The 17,236-nt window shown below is 55.2% G+C and carries 11 protein-coding genes; 10 read left to right on the forward strand and 1 reads right to left on the reverse strand.

Annotated elements, in window-relative coordinates:
• Positions 1–4: 4 nt before the first annotated feature.
• The 8 genes from MHI24_RS00500 to MHI24_RS00535 all read left to right on the forward strand — a co-directional run bounded on the left by MHI24_RS00500 (position 5) and on the right by MHI24_RS00535 (position 15,274).
• The gene (locus MHI24_RS00500) at positions 5–1,567 is read left to right on the forward strand and encodes an extracellular solute-binding protein (protein WP_340023602.1); all 1,563 of its coding nucleotides are present in this window, start codon (positions 5–7) and stop codon (positions 1,565–1,567) included.
• Positions 1,568–1,652: 85 nt separating this feature from the next.
• A complete protein-coding gene (locus MHI24_RS00505) occupies positions 1,653–4,709 on the forward strand; it encodes a DNRLRE domain-containing protein (protein WP_340023603.1) in 3,057 nt (1,018 codons plus the stop codon).
• A 48-nt stretch (positions 4,710–4,757) separates the two neighbouring features.
• On the forward strand, positions 4,758–5,531 hold the full coding sequence (locus MHI24_RS00510; protein ID WP_340023604.1) for a glucosamine-6-phosphate deaminase: 774 nt from the start codon (positions 4,758–4,760) through the stop codon (positions 5,529–5,531).
• A complete protein-coding gene (locus tag MHI24_RS00515) occupies positions 5,528–6,697 on the forward strand; it encodes an amidohydrolase family protein (RefSeq protein WP_340023605.1) in 1,170 nt (389 codons plus the stop codon). Before MHI24_RS00510 ends, MHI24_RS00515 begins: the two co-directional genes overlap by 4 nt.
• 495 nt (positions 6,698–7,192) lie before the next feature.
• Entirely contained in the window at positions 7,193–10,543 is a 3,351-nt protein-coding gene (locus MHI24_RS00520; protein ID WP_340023606.1) for a DUF4838 domain-containing protein, read from the forward strand.
• Between the two features lie 162 nt (positions 10,544–10,705).
• Complete coding sequence (locus MHI24_RS00525; RefSeq protein ID WP_340023608.1) at positions 10,706–12,298, forward strand: hypothetical protein; 1,593 nt, start codon at positions 10,706–10,708, stop codon at positions 12,296–12,298.
• A gap of 140 nt (positions 12,299–12,438) precedes the next feature.
• Positions 12,439–14,301, forward strand: coding sequence for a beta-L-arabinofuranosidase domain-containing protein (locus MHI24_RS00530; RefSeq protein ID WP_340023609.1), 1,863 nt, complete (start codon positions 12,439–12,441; stop codon positions 14,299–14,301).
• Positions 14,302–14,320: 19 nt separating this feature from the next.
• Positions 14,321–15,274, forward strand: a complete 954-nt coding sequence (locus MHI24_RS00535) for a hypothetical protein (RefSeq protein WP_340023610.1) — start codon at positions 14,321–14,323, stop codon at positions 15,272–15,274.
• 114 nt (positions 15,275–15,388) lie between these two features.
• Here the strand turns inward: MHI24_RS00535 and MHI24_RS00540 are convergent, their stop codons facing one another.
• On the reverse strand, positions 15,389–15,625 hold the full coding sequence (locus MHI24_RS00540; protein ID WP_340023611.1) for a helix-turn-helix transcriptional regulator: 237 nt from the start codon (positions 15,623–15,625) through the stop codon (positions 15,389–15,391).
• Between the two features lie 800 nt (positions 15,626–16,425).
• Here MHI24_RS00540 and MHI24_RS00545 point away from each other — a divergent pair.
• Together MHI24_RS00545 and MHI24_RS00550 are read left to right on the forward strand one after the other, a co-directional pair.
• Positions 16,426–16,581 (forward strand): aspartyl-phosphate phosphatase Spo0E family protein, encoded by a 156-nt coding sequence (locus tag MHI24_RS00545; protein ID WP_340026857.1) that lies wholly within the window; start codon positions 16,426–16,428, stop codon positions 16,579–16,581.
• Positions 16,556–17,233 carry a response regulator transcription factor gene (locus MHI24_RS00550; RefSeq protein ID WP_340023612.1) on the forward strand — a complete coding sequence of 226 codons (678 nt, stop codon included), beginning with the start codon at positions 16,556–16,558 and terminating at the stop codon, positions 17,231–17,233. Before MHI24_RS00545 ends, MHI24_RS00550 begins: the two co-directional genes overlap by 26 nt.
• Positions 17,234–17,236 lie beyond the last annotated feature (3 nt).

Consider the following 17,236-nt stretch of genomic DNA (forward strand, 5'->3'; position numbering starts at 1 on the left):
ATGAATGATCAAATGGAAGTCTGTAATGCTGCCCCTCGCGGCCGCCGCACTGCTGGTCACCGGATGTAGCGGAGACAAGGGCAACAGCGCTTCACCTGCTGCCACAGCTGCACCGGGCGGAGAAGCCGCCGCTACGGCGGGGGCGAAGCAGGAGCATACCTTCACCGCACTGCTTGATAACAATGCCACCTTTCCTTACTCCAAGGATTGGCCGGTGTGGAAATGGATCAAGGATAGAACCGGTGTAACCCTGGAGGTGCAGACACCTTCCGGGAAGCTGGGCGAAGCGCTGAATCTGGCGGTAGCCTCCAATTCACTGCCGGATCTGATGTATATGCCGAACCGCAAGGAATCGAACAAGTTCGGCCAGCAGGGGGCGCTCGTGGACCTGATGGAGTACATGGACAAAATGCCGAATCTGACCGCCTGGATGAAGCAGTACCCGGAAGAGGCGAAGGCCGCACTCTCCGCTGACGGCAAAATGTATATGTTCCCGAACCAGGGCTTCGGGGAAACGAACCGTATGATCTGGATGTACCGTCAGGATGTTTTTGAGAAGGAAGGCATTCAGGCTCCTAAGACGTACGATGAGCTGCATACCGCTCTTAAAACGCTGAAGGCGAAATACCCGGACAGCTACCCGCTGTCGCTGCGTTACGGGCAGATTCCCGATGAGATGAACAACAATATGACGGTTAACTATGGAACAGGCGAAGGGGCTTACTACGATTTCGATACAAAAGAATGGCGCTACGGGCCGACAGAGGACAGCTATAAGGAAATGGTTGGCATGTGGAAGCAGTTCTATGATGAAGGGCTGATTCCGCCGGATTTCCTCTCGCTGCAGACCAAGCAGTGGCAGGACATGGTGTCTACCGGCAAGTCTTTTGTGACCGTGGATTATATCAGCCGGGTGGACTTCTTCAATAATGCGATGCGCAAGGAGAATCCTGAATTCAATATGCAGTTCATGGCTCCTCCGGCAGGACTGGAAGGCGGCAAGCAGCTGAACCCTTACTTCCACTACATGGAGGGCGGCCTGACGGTTGCATCGACCTCTAAGAATATCGAAGATATCATGGCTTATATGGACTTCTTCTATTCGGAGGACGGCCGCACGCTCAGCAGCTGGGGTGTAGAGGGCGAGACGTATGTGAAGGAAGGCGACACGATCAAGTTCAAGCCGGAATTCACCGATGTGATTGAAATGCGGAAGCAGACGGGGCTGCAGACCAGCGGAACGTATACATGGATTGACTTCAATGCCCATCTGTCCCTGTTCTCGGATGACCTGAAGCACGCTTATGAAGAGGCGGTCAAATACGATCCGGCCAACATGCAACCGCGTCCGGCCTTCACAGAGAAGGAGAATGAGGTCATCTCGATCACCGGACAGGCGATCAAGAAGCACCGCGATGAGAGCTTCGCCAAGTTCGTCACCGGCTCCCGCAAGCTGGAGGACTGGGATAAATATGTCGAGGAGATCAACAATCTGGGCGTAGACAAGCTGCTGGAGACGTACAAAGAGGCGTATGACCGCGTTCAGAACATTCAATTGAACAATTAACCGGTACTGACCACAGGCAAGAACCGCTGAAGCTCAGGCAAGGCAATCAGGGTATTCGCTTGACCATTACAAGGAGGCGGCGCTTATGAAGCAATGGCTGCAAGGCTCTGGCAAACGGCTTGGATGGATTCTACCCTTGGTAGGTCTGATGGTTATACTCTCAGCACTGGCGGTCCCGGGCACAGCCCGGGCCGCAGGCACCATTACACTTGACGAACCGCCCGGTGGATATGTATCCTCCGGCGGGCCGGTGGAGGTCAGCGGAACCTATTCCGGACTGTACGATGTCCGGTTGTATGTGAACGGGACGGCCCAGTTCGAGCCGCTGCTGGATGACCCGGACGGGGATGACAGCGGCAACTGGTCTTATACGCTCGACACCTCCCGGTACAACGGTCCGGTGGAGCTGGTGGCCCGCGGGCTGGATACCTCCACCCGCTACGGGGTATGGAGTCCGTCCGTCACCCTTGAGGTGAACAACTCCGCAGGGGTTGCGCCAGTGGTGACGATTACCGGCCCGGACGAAGGGATTGCTGTGACCGGACAGGTGGCGGTCACCGTTCAGGCAGAATCGGCTACGCCGGTCTCGGGCGTGCAGGTCCGGGTGAACCGGGGACCATGGCAGCAGGCCGCCTATAACGGTACAGACTATGTATATTCGTGGAATACGGCCGGAATCGGTGACCGGACCGTCAGCCTGGAGGCCCGGGCCACGAATGCGCCGGGACGCTACGGCTATAGCCCGACCGTCTACGCACAGGTCGGTGCCGGTACACATGAACCGGCGGTTCCTCTGCCGGATCAGGACCGGGCGATGTGGATCTGGGAGCCGGAGAGCTATAAGCTGCTGCTGAATCCGGGCTCACGGGAGGTGCTGGAGTCTTTCGTTACGGACACGGCGACCTTCGGATCTGAGCCGGTCACGACACTGTATCTGGCCGTAGGCAACTACGCCGGCTACCGGGCGCTGGAGGAGCAGGAGGAGGAGCTGCGATCCTTCATGCGCTGGGCGCATGAGCGGAACTTAAGCGTCCATGCCCTGGTGGCGGGCGGAACCTCCCCGGCTTATATGGGGGCATATGAGCGTTATCACAGCCATGCCGTCCGCGAGATTGAGCAGATTATCAATTACAATCTTGCGGTAGATGCGGATGAGAAGTTCGACGGGATCAATGTGGACATCGAGCCGTATATTTCCCCGGACTTCAAAGATCCAAGCAAGTTCCTGCAGAAGGAGTATCTGGATGGGTTGCAAAAAATGATCGACCGCCGCGATACGGCCGGTATCCGGCTGCCCTTCGGCCCGGCTGTGCCGAAATGGTACGACTCCTCCGAGCAGGGGGCGAATATCCAGTGGAACGGCACAACAAAATGGCTGTCCGAGCATATCCAGGATATCTCCGATTATATCTCGATCATGGATTACCGGGATTCCGCTGAAGGAACGGCCGGCATCATTGCCGGGGCTGCCGGTGAGCTGGCTTATGCCGAGACCATCGGTAAGCCGAATTCAGTAGTCATTGGTGTAGAGACGCTGGATATTGCCAACAGCGGCGACCCGGAGACCATCACCTTCCAGGAGGAAGGCCGCACCCATATGGAAGCCGAGCTGGATAAGGTCCACGCCGATTCCGGGCAGAGCAGCGCCTTCGGCGGCATCGCTGTCCATCACTATGATTCTTACCGGGCACTGCCTTCGTACTGGGGACCGGGAGGCGTCTTCTGGACAGCACCGGAGGATCATGAAGCACCGTCTGCACCTGCGGGTACACCAACCGCTGTTGCCGGCGACTATCAGAGTGTAAGGCTGAATTACGGAATGGCTGCTGACAACTTAGAGGTAGACCGCTATATTATCTACCGCAGCACAGTCTCCGGCTTCACACCAACCTCTGCGGATATTGCCGGACTTGCCCGGGGCCTGAATTACCAGGACAAGGGGCTGCTCCCGGACACCACCTATTATTACCGCATCGCTGCCCGCGATCTGGCGGGCAATATCGGACCGCTCTCCAGTGAGGTGTCTGCGGTAACCGGCAGCACGGCGCTGAAGCCGATGATTGTGACGGATATGCAGCTCTCCTACACTGGAACTGCTGCAGCCGCTTCGATGAAGGTGCGTGACTATGCGACAGAGGAAGTGCTTGCAGGCGCTGCAATTGAAGGCCGGTTCACGTATTCCGCAGGCCGCTATGCGGCGGCTGTAACCGGAGCGGACGGGCGGGCTGCCTTCACCTCGGAGGCGATTCCCGCGGGACGCCAGGCCGGATTCGAGCCGAGAAGAGTCCAGGCCGCCGGATATTATTACGCCAGCGCCCATGACCTGCCGCATACCACGGCACTGCTGCCGCATGGCGGGCTTAGCGGATTAACCTTGTCGGCAGGTGCGTGGGACAAACCTTTTGCTGCAAGTGAGAAAGCCTATACCGTAACTGTCAACAGCAATATAACTACGCTACAGGTCACCCCGGTTACCGCCAAAGCGTCGGATGCAGTGCGGATTAATGGTATGCCTGTGGCTTCGGGGACAGCTGCTTCTATCACAATCGGATCAGAGCCTGCCGAGGTATCGGTCCTGGTCTATCACGGGGATGGGACTGCGGATCTGTATCTGCTGCATATCAATAGAAGCGCTCCGGCAGATCCGGTAATTCCGGTGACCGTGGATGCTTATGTATATGAGCATCAGCCCTCAACCAATTTCGGGCAGGAGCCTGTATTGGAGGTTGCCGATCTGCCGAACGCACAGGGTGGAGGGGACCGCCTCGCCTTCATGAAGGCGGAGCTGAATCTTTCCGGGACAGCGGTGCAATCTGTAACCCTGAACGTGTATGTCACCGCTGCTCCGGCTGCCCCGGTTACGCTTGCTCTGAAGGGCTACACCGGAGCGCAGTGGACCGAGAGCGGCATCACCTGGAATAACCGGCCTGTCAGCGGCGGAACGAATCTGGGAACGGTCCAGGTTACCGGGGCCGGCTGGTACAGCGTGGATGTAACCTCTTATGCTGCTGCGGCAGCAGCAGCCGGACTGACACCGACCTTCCAGTGGAGCGACCCTAATACTTCAGGAATCATTGTAACGCTGGCCAGTTCAGAGGATTCGGATAACAAGCCATATCTGCTGGTTAACGACGGGAATTAAGAGAGAGGGGGCGGTCATTCCGCCCCTATAAGGAGGAGAGGGTTCATCATGGAAGAGAGGTTGATACCGGCGGAGCATCTAGCGGAACGTATGCGCGTTCTGGTCTATAAGAAACGCAGCCAGATGGGAGCTGCGGCAGCAGGAGCAGCCGGGCAGTGCATCAGAGACTTGCAGGCGCAATCTTCTGCTCCAGTCCGCATCATATTTGCCGCAGCCCCGTCACAGAATGAGCTCTATGAAGGACTGGTCCGGGAGCAGGGGATTGACTGGTCCCGGGTGCATGCTTTTCATATGGATGAATATATCGGCCTGCCGGCAGACGCGCCTCAGCGGTTCGGGAACTACTTGCAGGAACGGTTGTTCAGCAGAGTCAATCCCGGACGGATTGAGCTGCTGGGCTTGACTGGCAATATTGAAGAGGAATGCCGGAGATACGCGGCGCTGCTGAATGAAGCCCCCATTGATATCGTCTGCCTCGGCATCGGGGAGAACGGGCATATTGCGTTCAATGATCCGCCTGTAGCCGATTTCGCTGATCCGCTCGCGGTTAAAGCCGTTGAACTGGACGAAGCCTGCCGGACGCAGCAGGTGAATGACGGCTGCTTCGCCACATTGGGTGAAGTACCTACCCATGCGCTGACGCTGACCGTACCTGCCCTGATGGCAGGACATCATCTGTTCGCCATCGTGCCCGGCAAGACCAAGCGGGCCGCGCTTCAGGCTGCGCTTCATGGCCCGCTCAGTACCGTGTGCCCGGCGAGCGTACTGCGGACCCATCCCGCCATTACACTGTTCACGGACCGGGATGCCTTCGGCTCATGAACGGCGTGATCTCGGGAAGACATTACAGAACCGGCCTGCCGCTTGAGGTCCACGTTAACGGTGGCGTCATTGAAGCGGTTCATACGCTGGCCGAAAGCCCGCATATGGCAGACTGGCCCTGGCTTGCGCCGGGGCTGGTCGATTTGCAGGTCAACGGCGGATGGGGCCTGGACCTCAATACACTGCCGCTTAAGCCGGAGACCGTGGCCGGGCTCTCGCGCCGCCTGCTGGCCCGGGGAGTCACCTCATATTGCCCGACCCTGATTACGAACGGGCCGGACCCGCTCGCCCAGGCGGCGTCCGCGATTGCTGAAGCGGTACGGACTCTGCCGGATATTGCCGGGCAGATCGCTGGTATCCACCTGGAGGGGCCTTTTCTGTCGCCGGAGGACGGTCCGCGCGGGGCGCATCCCTTAGAGCATATCTGTCCGCCCGACTGGGAGGCCTTCTGCCGCTGGCAGGAGGCGGCGGGGGGGCTGATCCGGATCATTACCGTGTCGCCCGAATGGCCGGGCGCGGCAGCCTTCATCTCCCGGTGCAGCGCCTCCGGCGTCCGGGTCTCCATCGGACATACGGCTGCTTCGCCGGAGCAGATCCGGCAAGCAGTGGCCGCAGGCGCGGTGATGTCCACCCATCTGGGCAACGGCACGCATCTTACGCTTCCGCGCCATCCCCACTATCTGTGGGAGCAGCTGGCTGCCGATGAGCTGTACGGCTGCATGATTGCCGACGGCTGCCATCTGCCGGATTCACTGCTGAAGGTGATTCTGCGGGTGAAGCAGAGCCGGGCGATTCTCGTCAGCGATGCCGTCTCGCTGAGCGGCATGGCCCCGGGCGCCTACCGGCTCCACATCGGCGGCGACGTGGTGCTGACGCCGGAAGGGCGGCTGCATCTGGCCGGCCATCCGCAGCTGCTGGCCGGATCGGCCATGATGCTGGCGGACCAGGTGACTTACCTGGCCCGGGCCGGGCTGGTGCCGCTGGAGGACGCGCTCGATTGCGCTTCGCTTCATCCGGCCCGGCTGCTGGAGCTGCCGCAGGCTGCCGGACTTACCGCAGGTGCGCCTGCGGACCTGATCGGCTTCCGCAAGATAAGCGGTGGGGACCTGGAGCTCCAGGCAGTATGGAAAAACGGCCGGCTGGCTGCGGCCGGTAAGGAGTGGTAGGCAGGGAAGCGCGGAGGCCAAATGTAAACGAAAAACCGAACACATTGCGCCAGCGAGCCGGTGTTTGATCCAATGTATGCGAAAAATCGAACACATTGCGCCTGGGAGCCGGTGCGTGGTCCAATGTATGCGAAAAACCGAACATATTGCGCTAGCGAGTCGGTGTTTGATCCAATGTATGCGAAAAACCGAACATATTGCACCTGGGAGCCGGTGTGTGGTCCAATGTATGCGAAAAACCGAACACATTGCGCCAGCGAGCCGGTGTGTGATCCAATGTATGCTAAAAACCGAACATATTGCGCCCGCGAGCCGGTGTGTGATCCAATGTATGCTAAAAACCGAACATATTGCGCCCGCGAGCCAGTGTGTGAGCCAATGTATGCGAAAAACCGAACATATTGCGCCCGCGAGCCAGTGTGTGAGCCATTAATATGTACCTTACTGATCCAATCCATAAAATTTAACCACACGAGGTACTAGGAGGAGAGAGCGATGCTTAGCTTGATACCCGAGCCGAAGCAGGTGAGGAGTACAGAGAAGGAGCCATGGCGGACAGGCGGGGAAGTCCGTCTGCAGCTGACCATGGAGCAGGATGATCCCCGGCTGGCGCTTCATTGCCAGCGGGCTTTTCCCGGCCGGGAGGTTACAACCAGCGTATCGGGGGCAGGCGAGGGATACTCGCTGCTGATTGAGGAGATTGTGAGTTTCGCTTCAGCTCCCGATTCCGATGAAGCAGACCTGTCCCCGCTGAAGGGCCGGGCGGACGGCTACCTTCTGGACGTTACCGCAAGCGGAGCGGTAATCCGCGCCCTGGACGCCCCCGGACTCTATTACGGCTTGCAGACGCTGCTGCAATTGCAGAGACTGCACGGCGGCGATATTCCGGCGGTGTCCATTACGGATTGGCCCGATACGGAGCTTCGGGTGATGAACTTTGATCTGCGCCAGACCTTCTCGAAGCCGGAGCGGCTGATCGAATATCTGGCTGAATTCTCCCGCTTCAAAACAAATGCGGTGCTCATAGAATACGAGGACAAGTTCCCGTTCCGGGCACACCGGGAGTTCGCCCATCCGCAGCACGCGCTTAGCCGGGAACAGCTGGAGGCGCTCCAGGCAGCGGCGCATGAGCATTATATTGAGATTATTCCTTTGCAGCAGAGCTTTGGCCATCTGGAGTATGTGCTGCGCCATGACGCCTGGAAGCACCTAAGGGAGACCGAGGAATCCACCGGGGAGATCTGCCCGTCCCACCCGCAGACGTATGAACTGATCACCGGACTGCTTGCGGAGATGATAGATGCCCATCCTGAATCACGTTACATTCATCTGGGCTGTGACGAGGTGTACAGCCTGTGTGAATGTGAAGCGTGCCGGGAGGCATTCGGCGGCGTGCGGGAGCGGGCCTTCATCTCCTTCCTGAACCGCCTGATCGAATTCACAGCCAGCCGGGGGCGGCAGCCGATCTTCTGGCATGACATGCTGGACAAATGCCCGCCCGAAGAGCTGGCGAAGCTTGATCCGCGCAGTGCGGCGATGATCTGGATCTATAACGGGCGGAACATACAAGAAGAAGTTACTTCCTTGACCAATAAATTCAGGGCGCTCGGCATTGAGGTGATGGGCGCACCGGCGGTCCGCAGCTTCGACTGGGCGGAGCATCAGAACTACCCGGTCATTGACAACCGGACCGGCAATCTGCTGCAGTGGGCAGAGACCGCCGAGAAGCTGGACATCCGCTGTATGGTGGCAACGAACTGGACCGGGCCGTTCAGCCTGGGCGTTCCTTATGGTGTGTTCGAGACCACCTGGTATCCGATGCTGCTTCATGCCGATCTCGCCTGGAACCGGCGGGCGGATGCCAATACGTTCATCGACCGCTTCCTGGAGCTGTTCCATGGTATATCACCCGAGACCGGCCATTCTAAGCTTGGCAATTACAAACTAGAGGATTACTACGATATCATCTGGAAGCTGCGGGAGGAGGTACAGCGGAATCACGGCTACGCCGAGCTAATCGCAATTATGCATGATTTCGAGGTGGCCACCGACCGCTCCAGAGCGATCCACAAATACGCCTACCGCTGGGAGCTGTACCCTGGCGACAGCGCGGAATGGCGCTCTCTGTTGAACAATTACACCCGTAACCATAACGGACGCGAAGCGGTCCGGCCCCGGATGCTGGAGGCGCTTCGGCAATACCAGCCCCGGGATATGGCTGAGCATTTTGTGAAATCGCGCTTCTATCTGCATGATTACCTGGAGCGGACGCTCTACCGGGAGATCGGGCTGGCGGCATCCCCGCATGATCCGGCTGCCATGAGCCTGGAGGACAAAATAGCGCTTATGTGCGTAGTCGGCACCCCTTCTATAGCGGCAGAGCCGGAGTTCCGTGAACGGATGTCCGGGAACCGGTTCGGCGGGATCGGCCTGTTCCCTCATAATGTGAAGGATGAACAGCAGACGCTGAAGCTGATGGCGGAGGTGCAGGCCATTACCGGCAATTCCGGCATTCCGCAGCCTTATTATGTATCGATCGACGAGGAGGGCGGCACCCTCTCCAAGTTCAAGACCTTCTATCCCTACATCCCCGGCAACCGGGCAGCAGGGCTGAGCAGGGCCCCCGAAACGGCTTATCTCCAGGGTAAAATCATCGGCAGCCAGCTCCACGCGTTGGGCATTCCGATGAACTGGGCGCCCGTGCTGGATGTGAATACGAACATTGACAATCCGGTTGTTGGGGTGCGCTCCTTCGGCGAGGACCCTGAAGTGGTGGCTGCCTTCGGCAAGGCTTATATTCAGGGGATGCATGAGGCAGGGGTAGCGGTAACGGCCAAGCATTTCCCCGGCCATGGACAGGTCAGCGGCGATTCCCACGTTGTTCTGCCAGAGTGCGAACTCTCAATAGAGGAATTAATGGACGGACCGCTGCTTCCATTCATCGCTGCCATCGAAGCCGGGGCCGATTCGATTATGATGGGCCATCTGCTGTTCCCTAACATTCCCGAGTCGGATGGCCTGCCTGCTTCGCTTAGTCCGTTCTTCGCCGGAGAGCTGCTGCGGGGGCGTCTTGGCTTCGAGGGCATCATCTGCACCGATGACATCGAGATGGGCGCGATTAAGAAAAATTTCAATCCCGATGAAATAGGAGTACTGGCCGTGCTGGCCGGCAACGACATGATTCTGATGTGTCATACGCCGGAGTTCCAGGAGCGGGTCATCGCAGGCATCCACAAGGCTGTATTGGATGGTGTCATCGCTGAATCCAGAATTGATGAATCGGTCAACCGCATCCTCCGCCTCTATGCGAAATTCCGGCAATACCGGGCGGCGGCCCATCCCATTCCGCGTGAGGGATGGAATGAGGCGGCCCTACAATATGCGCGCCGCACGGTCAAGGTCAGCCGCGACCCGCAGCAATTGCTGCCGTTGTCTGCTGAACGCTCATATCTGCTGATCTTGCCGCGCCAGGAGCAGCTGACGATCGCCGACAATTCCGGGGGTAATGAGATCGGCCTGACCGCGCTGCTGGAAGCCCGGGGCTTGTCCGTGCAGACAGAGTATTGCAGCATGAAGCCGGACGCCGCCGAAATTGCGAACCTGTGTGCCAAGGCCGTCGGCCGCACCGTCATTCAGGGGACACTGAATGCCCATCTGTTCCAGGGCCAGCTCGAACTTGCCGCGCAGCTTGCGGCGGCCGGTCCGCTCCTGAACCTGGTGCTGCGTAACCCGTATGACGATGCGTACCTGCCGCAGAACGCCGGAAGTATTCTCTTATGCTCCACCTCGGATTATTCGCTTCAGGCGCTGGCGGAAGTGCTGGTTAAGGGCGCATACAAAAAATAAGTCCGGATTTTGTCCTATATTAATTATCAAGAGCAGACTCTCATTTCATAAATGAGGTCTGCTTTTATTTGTGCCGGGGGAGTTAGACATAGTAATATTTTAGAATAGGAAACCCAATTCCTGGAGGAATACAGTACAAGACAGAGGAGGAGGAGACAGGGGATGGGCAAGAAACGAATCATCTCATTATTAAATCTGATATTTTTAGTTCCGGTGATTATCCTGAGCTTCTTCACATGGAATGATTACAGACATTATCTAAGGAATGTTACAGACTATTTCCCTTCCATGGAACAGATCTATCTGCTGGACGGGGGCAAGCAGCTGCTGGGCCTTTCCAAGGACGAAACGCTGGATCAAGAGTATGATGTTTATCTGTGGGACACTGCAACCAAGGCAGTGCTGGCCCATACTGTAATCCCTACTGATTTCCAGGGATGGTTGGGGCCGACTACATACCAGCAGGACGGTATACTCATTCCCACCTTTAACAGCAAGGCCTCGGGACTCCAGCTGAATCTGATTCACCCTGGCGGCACAATCGATGAGCTGGCCCAAGGCACCCTGCCGCTTCCGTCCGCCATTGGCTCAAATCTCTTCTCCTGGCGGGGCAGACTGCTGACGGCGGGGAATCTCTCCGAGACGGAATGGGTAATGGCCCAGGTGAAGGACGGCAAGCTGGTCAAGGTGAACCTGCTGCAGGAGAAGCTGCTTCCGGCCCGGCCTGTCCGTTTGTCCGAGGTGACGGGCGCCTTCGGGGACGGGCAATCCGTGCCCATGTTCACTGTTAGCCTGAAGGACGACCGGACAGCGCTGGTGAGCGGCATTCTCGACTCATCCGGCAAGCCTGCCGTGCAGCTTATACAGAAGGACGAGTCTTCGTTCAAGGCTGAGGACCAGGCCACCCTGCAATTCGCCAAGAGGTTCGGCATCAATAACGCCAAGCAGGTCCGCGTACAAGAGGATTATCCGCGCCTCGCTGCTTTTTATAATGATATTGAGAAGAAATGGGGAGCCGCTGTGCCCACGCCGGAGCCGGTCTATCAAGCGCTTGTCTTCCCGCTGAATGACGACGAGCTGCTGATTGCAGGGTCGACAACGGAGGATGAACTGGACGGAGCGGTCACCGGATATATTTTCAATGAGCGGAACGGAGAATTTCAGGACGCCACCTTGCTGCTGAAGCAATTGGCCTACGACCAGATCAAGGATTCCGACACCGGGTTCTATAAACGGTTAGGAAGCAGCACCTTGTACTATAGCAGCGAAGATCTGGCAGGGTACACCGATCTGGAGCTCGGGCAGGCCAAGATATACACCAATCAGCAGGCAGAAGGGTGGCTTATGACGGACAACGATACCCGGGTCTCCCTGGAAAGCTTCTGGAATTATGCCAAACTGGGGGGAGCGCTCGTTATCAACTGGGCAGTATGGGTCGTGATTACCTTATTCATGCTACTGGGCTTTGCCGTTGTCCCCCGAATGCTCACGAATGCCATAAACAGACAGATCCAAGCGGGCATACCTGTTCACGGCCGCATCCGAAGTATGCAGGAGACAGGACTCTACGTTAACGAACAGCCTATGGTACGCTTCGTGGTAGAGTTCGAGGATGAAGGGCGGCTCAAGGAGGTAGAGATCAAACAGGTTATCTCCTTCCTCAACCCGCTTAAGACTGGTGATCCGGTCCGCATCAGCTACAACCGCAAGAAGCATAAGGCCGTATTCATCACCGATGAAAATCTGAGGCAGTAATATTTTTCTCCTAAAACGAAGTTGACGTAATTAAGCCGTATGAATCAACTTTATATTCGTATCCATCATTGGATTCAGCGGAAGGCTTCTTTATAATTTCAGTGTGAAATCAAAGTCATTATAATGAAGGAGCTGTACGAATGATCGAGCTGAAGGGGAAGCAAGTCGTTCTTCATGACCGTGATTTGAAGCGCAGAGAGGATGCCAACCGGCGCTATCTGATGAAGCTGACGAATGATAATCTCCTGTTTAACTATAAGGTAGAGGCGGGAAGATTCGATGGCAGGGAGATTCCGGAGGATGCCCACGGAGGCTGGGAGACGCCGGTCTGCCAGATCCGCGGACATTTTCTGGGACACTGGCTGTCTGCGGCAGCGATCCGGTATCATGAGACAGGGGACATAGAAATTAAGGTGAAGGCCGATCTTATTCTGGACGAGCTGGCTGAATGCCAGAAGGACAACGGCGGGCAATGGGCCGGGGCGATTCCTGAGAAATATCTGCACTGGGTGGCTCAAGGCAAGGCAATCTGGGCTCCGCAATATAATATTCATAAGTTGTTTATGGGTCTTGTGGATATGTATCAGTTCACCGGCAGCAGCAAGGCGCTAGACATCGCCAATCGTTATGCGGACTGGTTCGTAAATTGGAGCACGGGCTTCACCAGAGAGAAATTCGACGACATTCTCGATATGGAGACCGGCGGTATGCTGGAGGCGTGGGCGGATCTGCTTCAGATTACAGGAGATGCCAAATATACGACCTTGCTGGAGCGCTATTACCGCAGCAGACTTTTCCGGCCGCTATTAGAGAATAAAGACCCGCTGACCAACATGCACGCCAATACAACCATTCCTGAGGTGCTCGGCTGCGCCAGAGCTTACGAGGTCACCGGCGAGCAGCGCTGGATGGACATTGTTACGGCTTACTGGAAGTGTGCGGTGACCGAACGGGGAATGCTGGCTACGGGCGGCAATACGGCCGGTGAGGTGTGGATGCCGAAGATGAAGATCAAGGCCCGCCTGGGCGACAAGAATCAGGAGCATTGTACGGTATATAATATGATCCGCCTGGCAGAGTTCCTGTTCCGGCATACCTCAGACCCCGCCTATGCGCAGTATATTGAATATAATATGTATAACGGGATTATGGCCCAGGCTTATTATCAGGAATATCATCTGACCGGCAATAAGCACAGCGACCCGGCAACCGGGCTGCTCACTTACTTCCTGCCGATGAAGGCCGGGCTGCGCAAGGACTGGAGCACCGAGACAGACAGCTTCTTCTGCTGCCACGGAACGATGGTCCAGGCCAATGCGGCGCTGAATAGAGGTATCTATTATCAGGAGCAGGATAATCTCTATGTCTGCCAGTATTTCCGCTCAGAGCTGACAACAGAGATTCAGGGCGGGAGCATACGGCTTCAGCAGGCGCAGGATTACATGAGCGGAAGTATGCTGAACTCCTCGAATACGGCAGGACAGCAGGAATTGAATGAGATTACAGCGCTGCACGAGAATATGCCGGATTATAGAAAATATGACTTCACCGTCCATACCAGCGCTGCCCGAGAATTCGCCATCCATCTGCGGATACCGGACTGGATCATGTCGGAGGCCGTCATCTATGTAAACGATCAGCTGCACGGTAAATCTGCGGACCACACGGCATTCTACACGCTGCTGCGGAATTGGCAGGACGGCGACCGGATCAGCATCATTCTGCCGGTGGGTATCCGCTTCATCCCCCTGCCGGATGATGAGCAGACAGGCGCATTCCGTTACGGTCCTGAAGTGCTGGCCGGCATTACCGAGCATGAGCGGATTCTGTACACCCCGTTAGCGGATGCCGCTGGTGAGATCATCATGGAGAACGAGCGGGAGTGGGGGAGCTGGCGTTATTTCTTCAAGACCACCCGTCAGGACCCGGGCATCCAGCTTAGAAGAATCCGCGACATCGGGTATGAGCCTTATCAGGTGTATTTCCCGGTGAGAAACGAATAGATGTTAGAGCTACGAGGTGATGATCATAAGTCGTTCTAAGAAATTAAGCAGCTTCAACCAGCTAGACAGTTTCATAACATATGGCGGTTATATCGAGATACCGGAGAATCACGGACGGACGGTTCAGGAGCTGCTGCTTGACTGTCAAGCCAGCTATAGAAGTGAGCACGGCCTCAGCCTGGAATTTGAGTTCCGGCAATGCAGGTTAACGGTGATTTACACACAAAAAGGCTATTTCGGATCACAGTTAGACTTCAGCCGCAGAGGACGGAGAGTTACGGAGAGTGACATGCACCTATGGCAGAATTTCGGGGGTTACGTGGCCGGGCTGGGGCTGACATCGGTCAGCTGCACACAGACCCGGAAGAGCATCAGAACGCAGCTGAGCAACGGAATGCGGGTAATTTTCCAGTATTCGGCGGACCATGGCGATTATCTGCTGGATCAGATTAGCACCCGTTACGGCAACTCAAGTAAAATGAACCGCATCATAGCCGAGCCAATGATCCTGGAGATGGAGAGCATGGGCTGTACGGTCAGCGAATACCTGAAGCAGGGCGGCTTCTTCAAGCTTCCGGATCAGCAGAAACTCCAGTTCCCGGAGCTGGTTACGCTGTGCACGACCAAAGAAAGCCACAGCAGCATCACAGGAACGATATTGGGCTTTCAGTTCAAGCATTGGCTGCTGGAGATTTTTTATGATGAGGAAGGGCAACTCACCGGCGAGAATATGAAATTCATCGGGGAGGATACTGAATTCCGCACATGGGAAGATTTCCAGGCGTTTGCCCGGCACAACGGTATTCAGATCATCGAGCAATGCCGCAGCCATGATGTGATGATTGTGTTCCTGGACACGGGAGCCAATGTGCATTTTAATTACTCGGAAGAACTCGGGGATTATGCTGTCAGTGTGTTAGAAGGTGACGGAGTGCGCCTGCGCGATAGTTATAGAAGAATATATAAGGATTAATGCGTTGTACTCATAAAAAACAAAAAACCACCGGTGCAGATTTACAACCTTCATCGGTGGTTTTTTGCGTGTAAAATGAACCTTTTTGCCGTGAAAAAATAGGACAATGGAAATTCAATTGCCACTTTTCTCCGCATCTGTACGCTGATTTGAGTATTTCCATTCATCTATTTCACGGGGATCAACGCCAAACAAGTGACTGATTAGAAGCGCCAATGTAACATTCGGGAGTACCACACCGTACTCAATATTCTGGTAGTTGCGCAAGGTGCATTTCATGGTGTTATTAATCTGATGAACGATGGATTCTTGGGTATACCCTGCAGCTTTCCGTGCATCCTTTATCCTCAAAATGCAATATCTCCCTCAACTTTTCGGTATGTTTTTATGATAGGGGAGGAAACAAGTTAATTTAACGATTTATAATACACGAAATATATTGCGTTAAATGTTTTTCAGTATATAATAATAGATGTAAACGGGTTAAATAGTAAAATATCCCTTTATTATTGAGCGTCGTTAGATTCACTTTAGTATCCGCTAATATGTATGCTTTTAATCCTATTTTATGGAAGGAGGTGCGTGGTTTGGGATCGGTAAATTCTATCCGGAATGATCTGCTCACATATATGGGCTGGAAGGACGCCGGTCTGACACAATCGATTTACTGAATGAGCCGTTGCTGACACCTATCTGTACCGGTTAATGTCCGGAGAATTGGATGTAATCCATGAGTACGCTGATTATATAGCACTTCAAGAGAATGAAATATTTATTGCAGTGCGTTATATCGTTCAAGCGGCGAATGTATTCAAGCTTAATGTCGACAGCATCTTAGAGCGGTTCGCGCCATACATACCTTATGAATCGGGCAAGACAGATGATCAGCTTATTGACGTTCTGTAGTGTTTCATTTGTTATTTCTACGGTAACCTTAGTGACTACACTGGCGCATGGCTGGGGAACTTAATCATTTTCGCGAAAATATACAGGGGCGCTCCTGAAGTTTCGGGAGGCGCCTTTTTTGTGCAATTAAACGAACATCCTATTATCTGTCATAAAATTCTAAGATAGCATAAAGGGAGGATTCTATGGTGAACAGAAATATGCTTGTACAAGCCCGCATTGAGTGTGCCCGGAACCAGCTTCACATGCTGGCGGAGAAACACCATGATCTACAGCATCCCGCTGTTCTTAAGCAATCTATGGTATTGGATGAATTAATTAACCAGTATAATAAGAAGGGAGAACAGAAGAGATTAATAGAGAGCAGGAGATCACTTGAGAACAAACATACTTTATATTGAAGATAATGAGAAAATCGGCACTTGGGTAAAAGAGGAGCTGGAGCAGCGGGGATATACGGTACAGTGGCTGCTGTCGGGAGAAGGAGCCGAGGCTGAGGTCGCGCAGGTTGATGTCGTTATTCTGGATATTATGTTACCGGGATTAGATGGATTCACAGTAGGCAAACGCCTAAAGAAGGCGGCACCCGCCGTTCCTGTGCTGCTGTTAACCGCCCGGACCTCCGTCGACGATAAGGTGGAGGGCTTACAATTTGCAGATGATTACGTTACGAAGCCCTTTCATACCGATGAATTGGTGGCCAGGCTGGAGGTTTTAATCCGCCGGAGCGGCGGAGTCTCCTCGGACCGCATTACACTGGGCACTCACATTGAAGTGGACAAGAAGCTCCAGACCATCTATGACAAGCGTACAGGCGAAGAGATTATTTTGACAGGAAAGCAGCACCAGATCTTAATGTATTTCCTGCGCCATCCGAATCAGGTTCTGCCGAAGGAACAGCTCTATGAAGCTGTCTGGGAAGAAGCTTATATTCCTGGAGACAAGACTTTACTGGTACATCTCCACCGGCTGCGGCAGAAGCTGGAGCGTGACCCGGAGACTCCGGAGATTATTGAGACGCTGAAGGGAATCGGCTACCGGGTGAAGCTATGAAGC

It is taken from the genome of Paenibacillus sp. FSL K6-1096, from assembly GCF_037977055.1.
Lineage (GTDB): Bacteria > Bacillota > Bacilli > Paenibacillales > Paenibacillaceae > Paenibacillus_AQ.

Coding starts and splice junctions, on each gene's coding strand:
- MHI24_RS00500 (WP_340023602.1), top strand. CDS start 5: ATGATCAAATGGAAGTCTGTAATGCTGCCCCTCGCGGCCGCCGCACTG.
- MHI24_RS00505 (WP_340023603.1), top strand. CDS start 1,653: ATGAAGCAATGGCTGCAAGGCTCTGGCAAACGGCTTGGATGGATTCTA.
- MHI24_RS00510 (WP_340023604.1), top strand. CDS start 4,758: ATGGAAGAGAGGTTGATACCGGCGGAGCATCTAGCGGAACGTATGCGC.
- MHI24_RS00515 (WP_340023605.1), top strand. CDS start 5,528: ATGAACGGCGTGATCTCGGGAAGACATTACAGAACCGGCCTGCCGCTT.
- MHI24_RS00520 (WP_340023606.1), top strand. CDS start 7,193: ATGCTTAGCTTGATACCCGAGCCGAAGCAGGTGAGGAGTACAGAGAAG.
- MHI24_RS00525 (WP_340023608.1), top strand. CDS start 10,706: ATGGGCAAGAAACGAATCATCTCATTATTAAATCTGATATTTTTAGTT.
- MHI24_RS00530 (WP_340023609.1), top strand. CDS start 12,439: ATGATCGAGCTGAAGGGGAAGCAAGTCGTTCTTCATGACCGTGATTTG.
- MHI24_RS00535 (WP_340023610.1), top strand. CDS start 14,321: ATGATCATAAGTCGTTCTAAGAAATTAAGCAGCTTCAACCAGCTAGAC.
- MHI24_RS00545 (WP_340026857.1), top strand. CDS start 16,426: ATGCTGGCGGAGAAACACCATGATCTACAGCATCCCGCTGTTCTTAAG.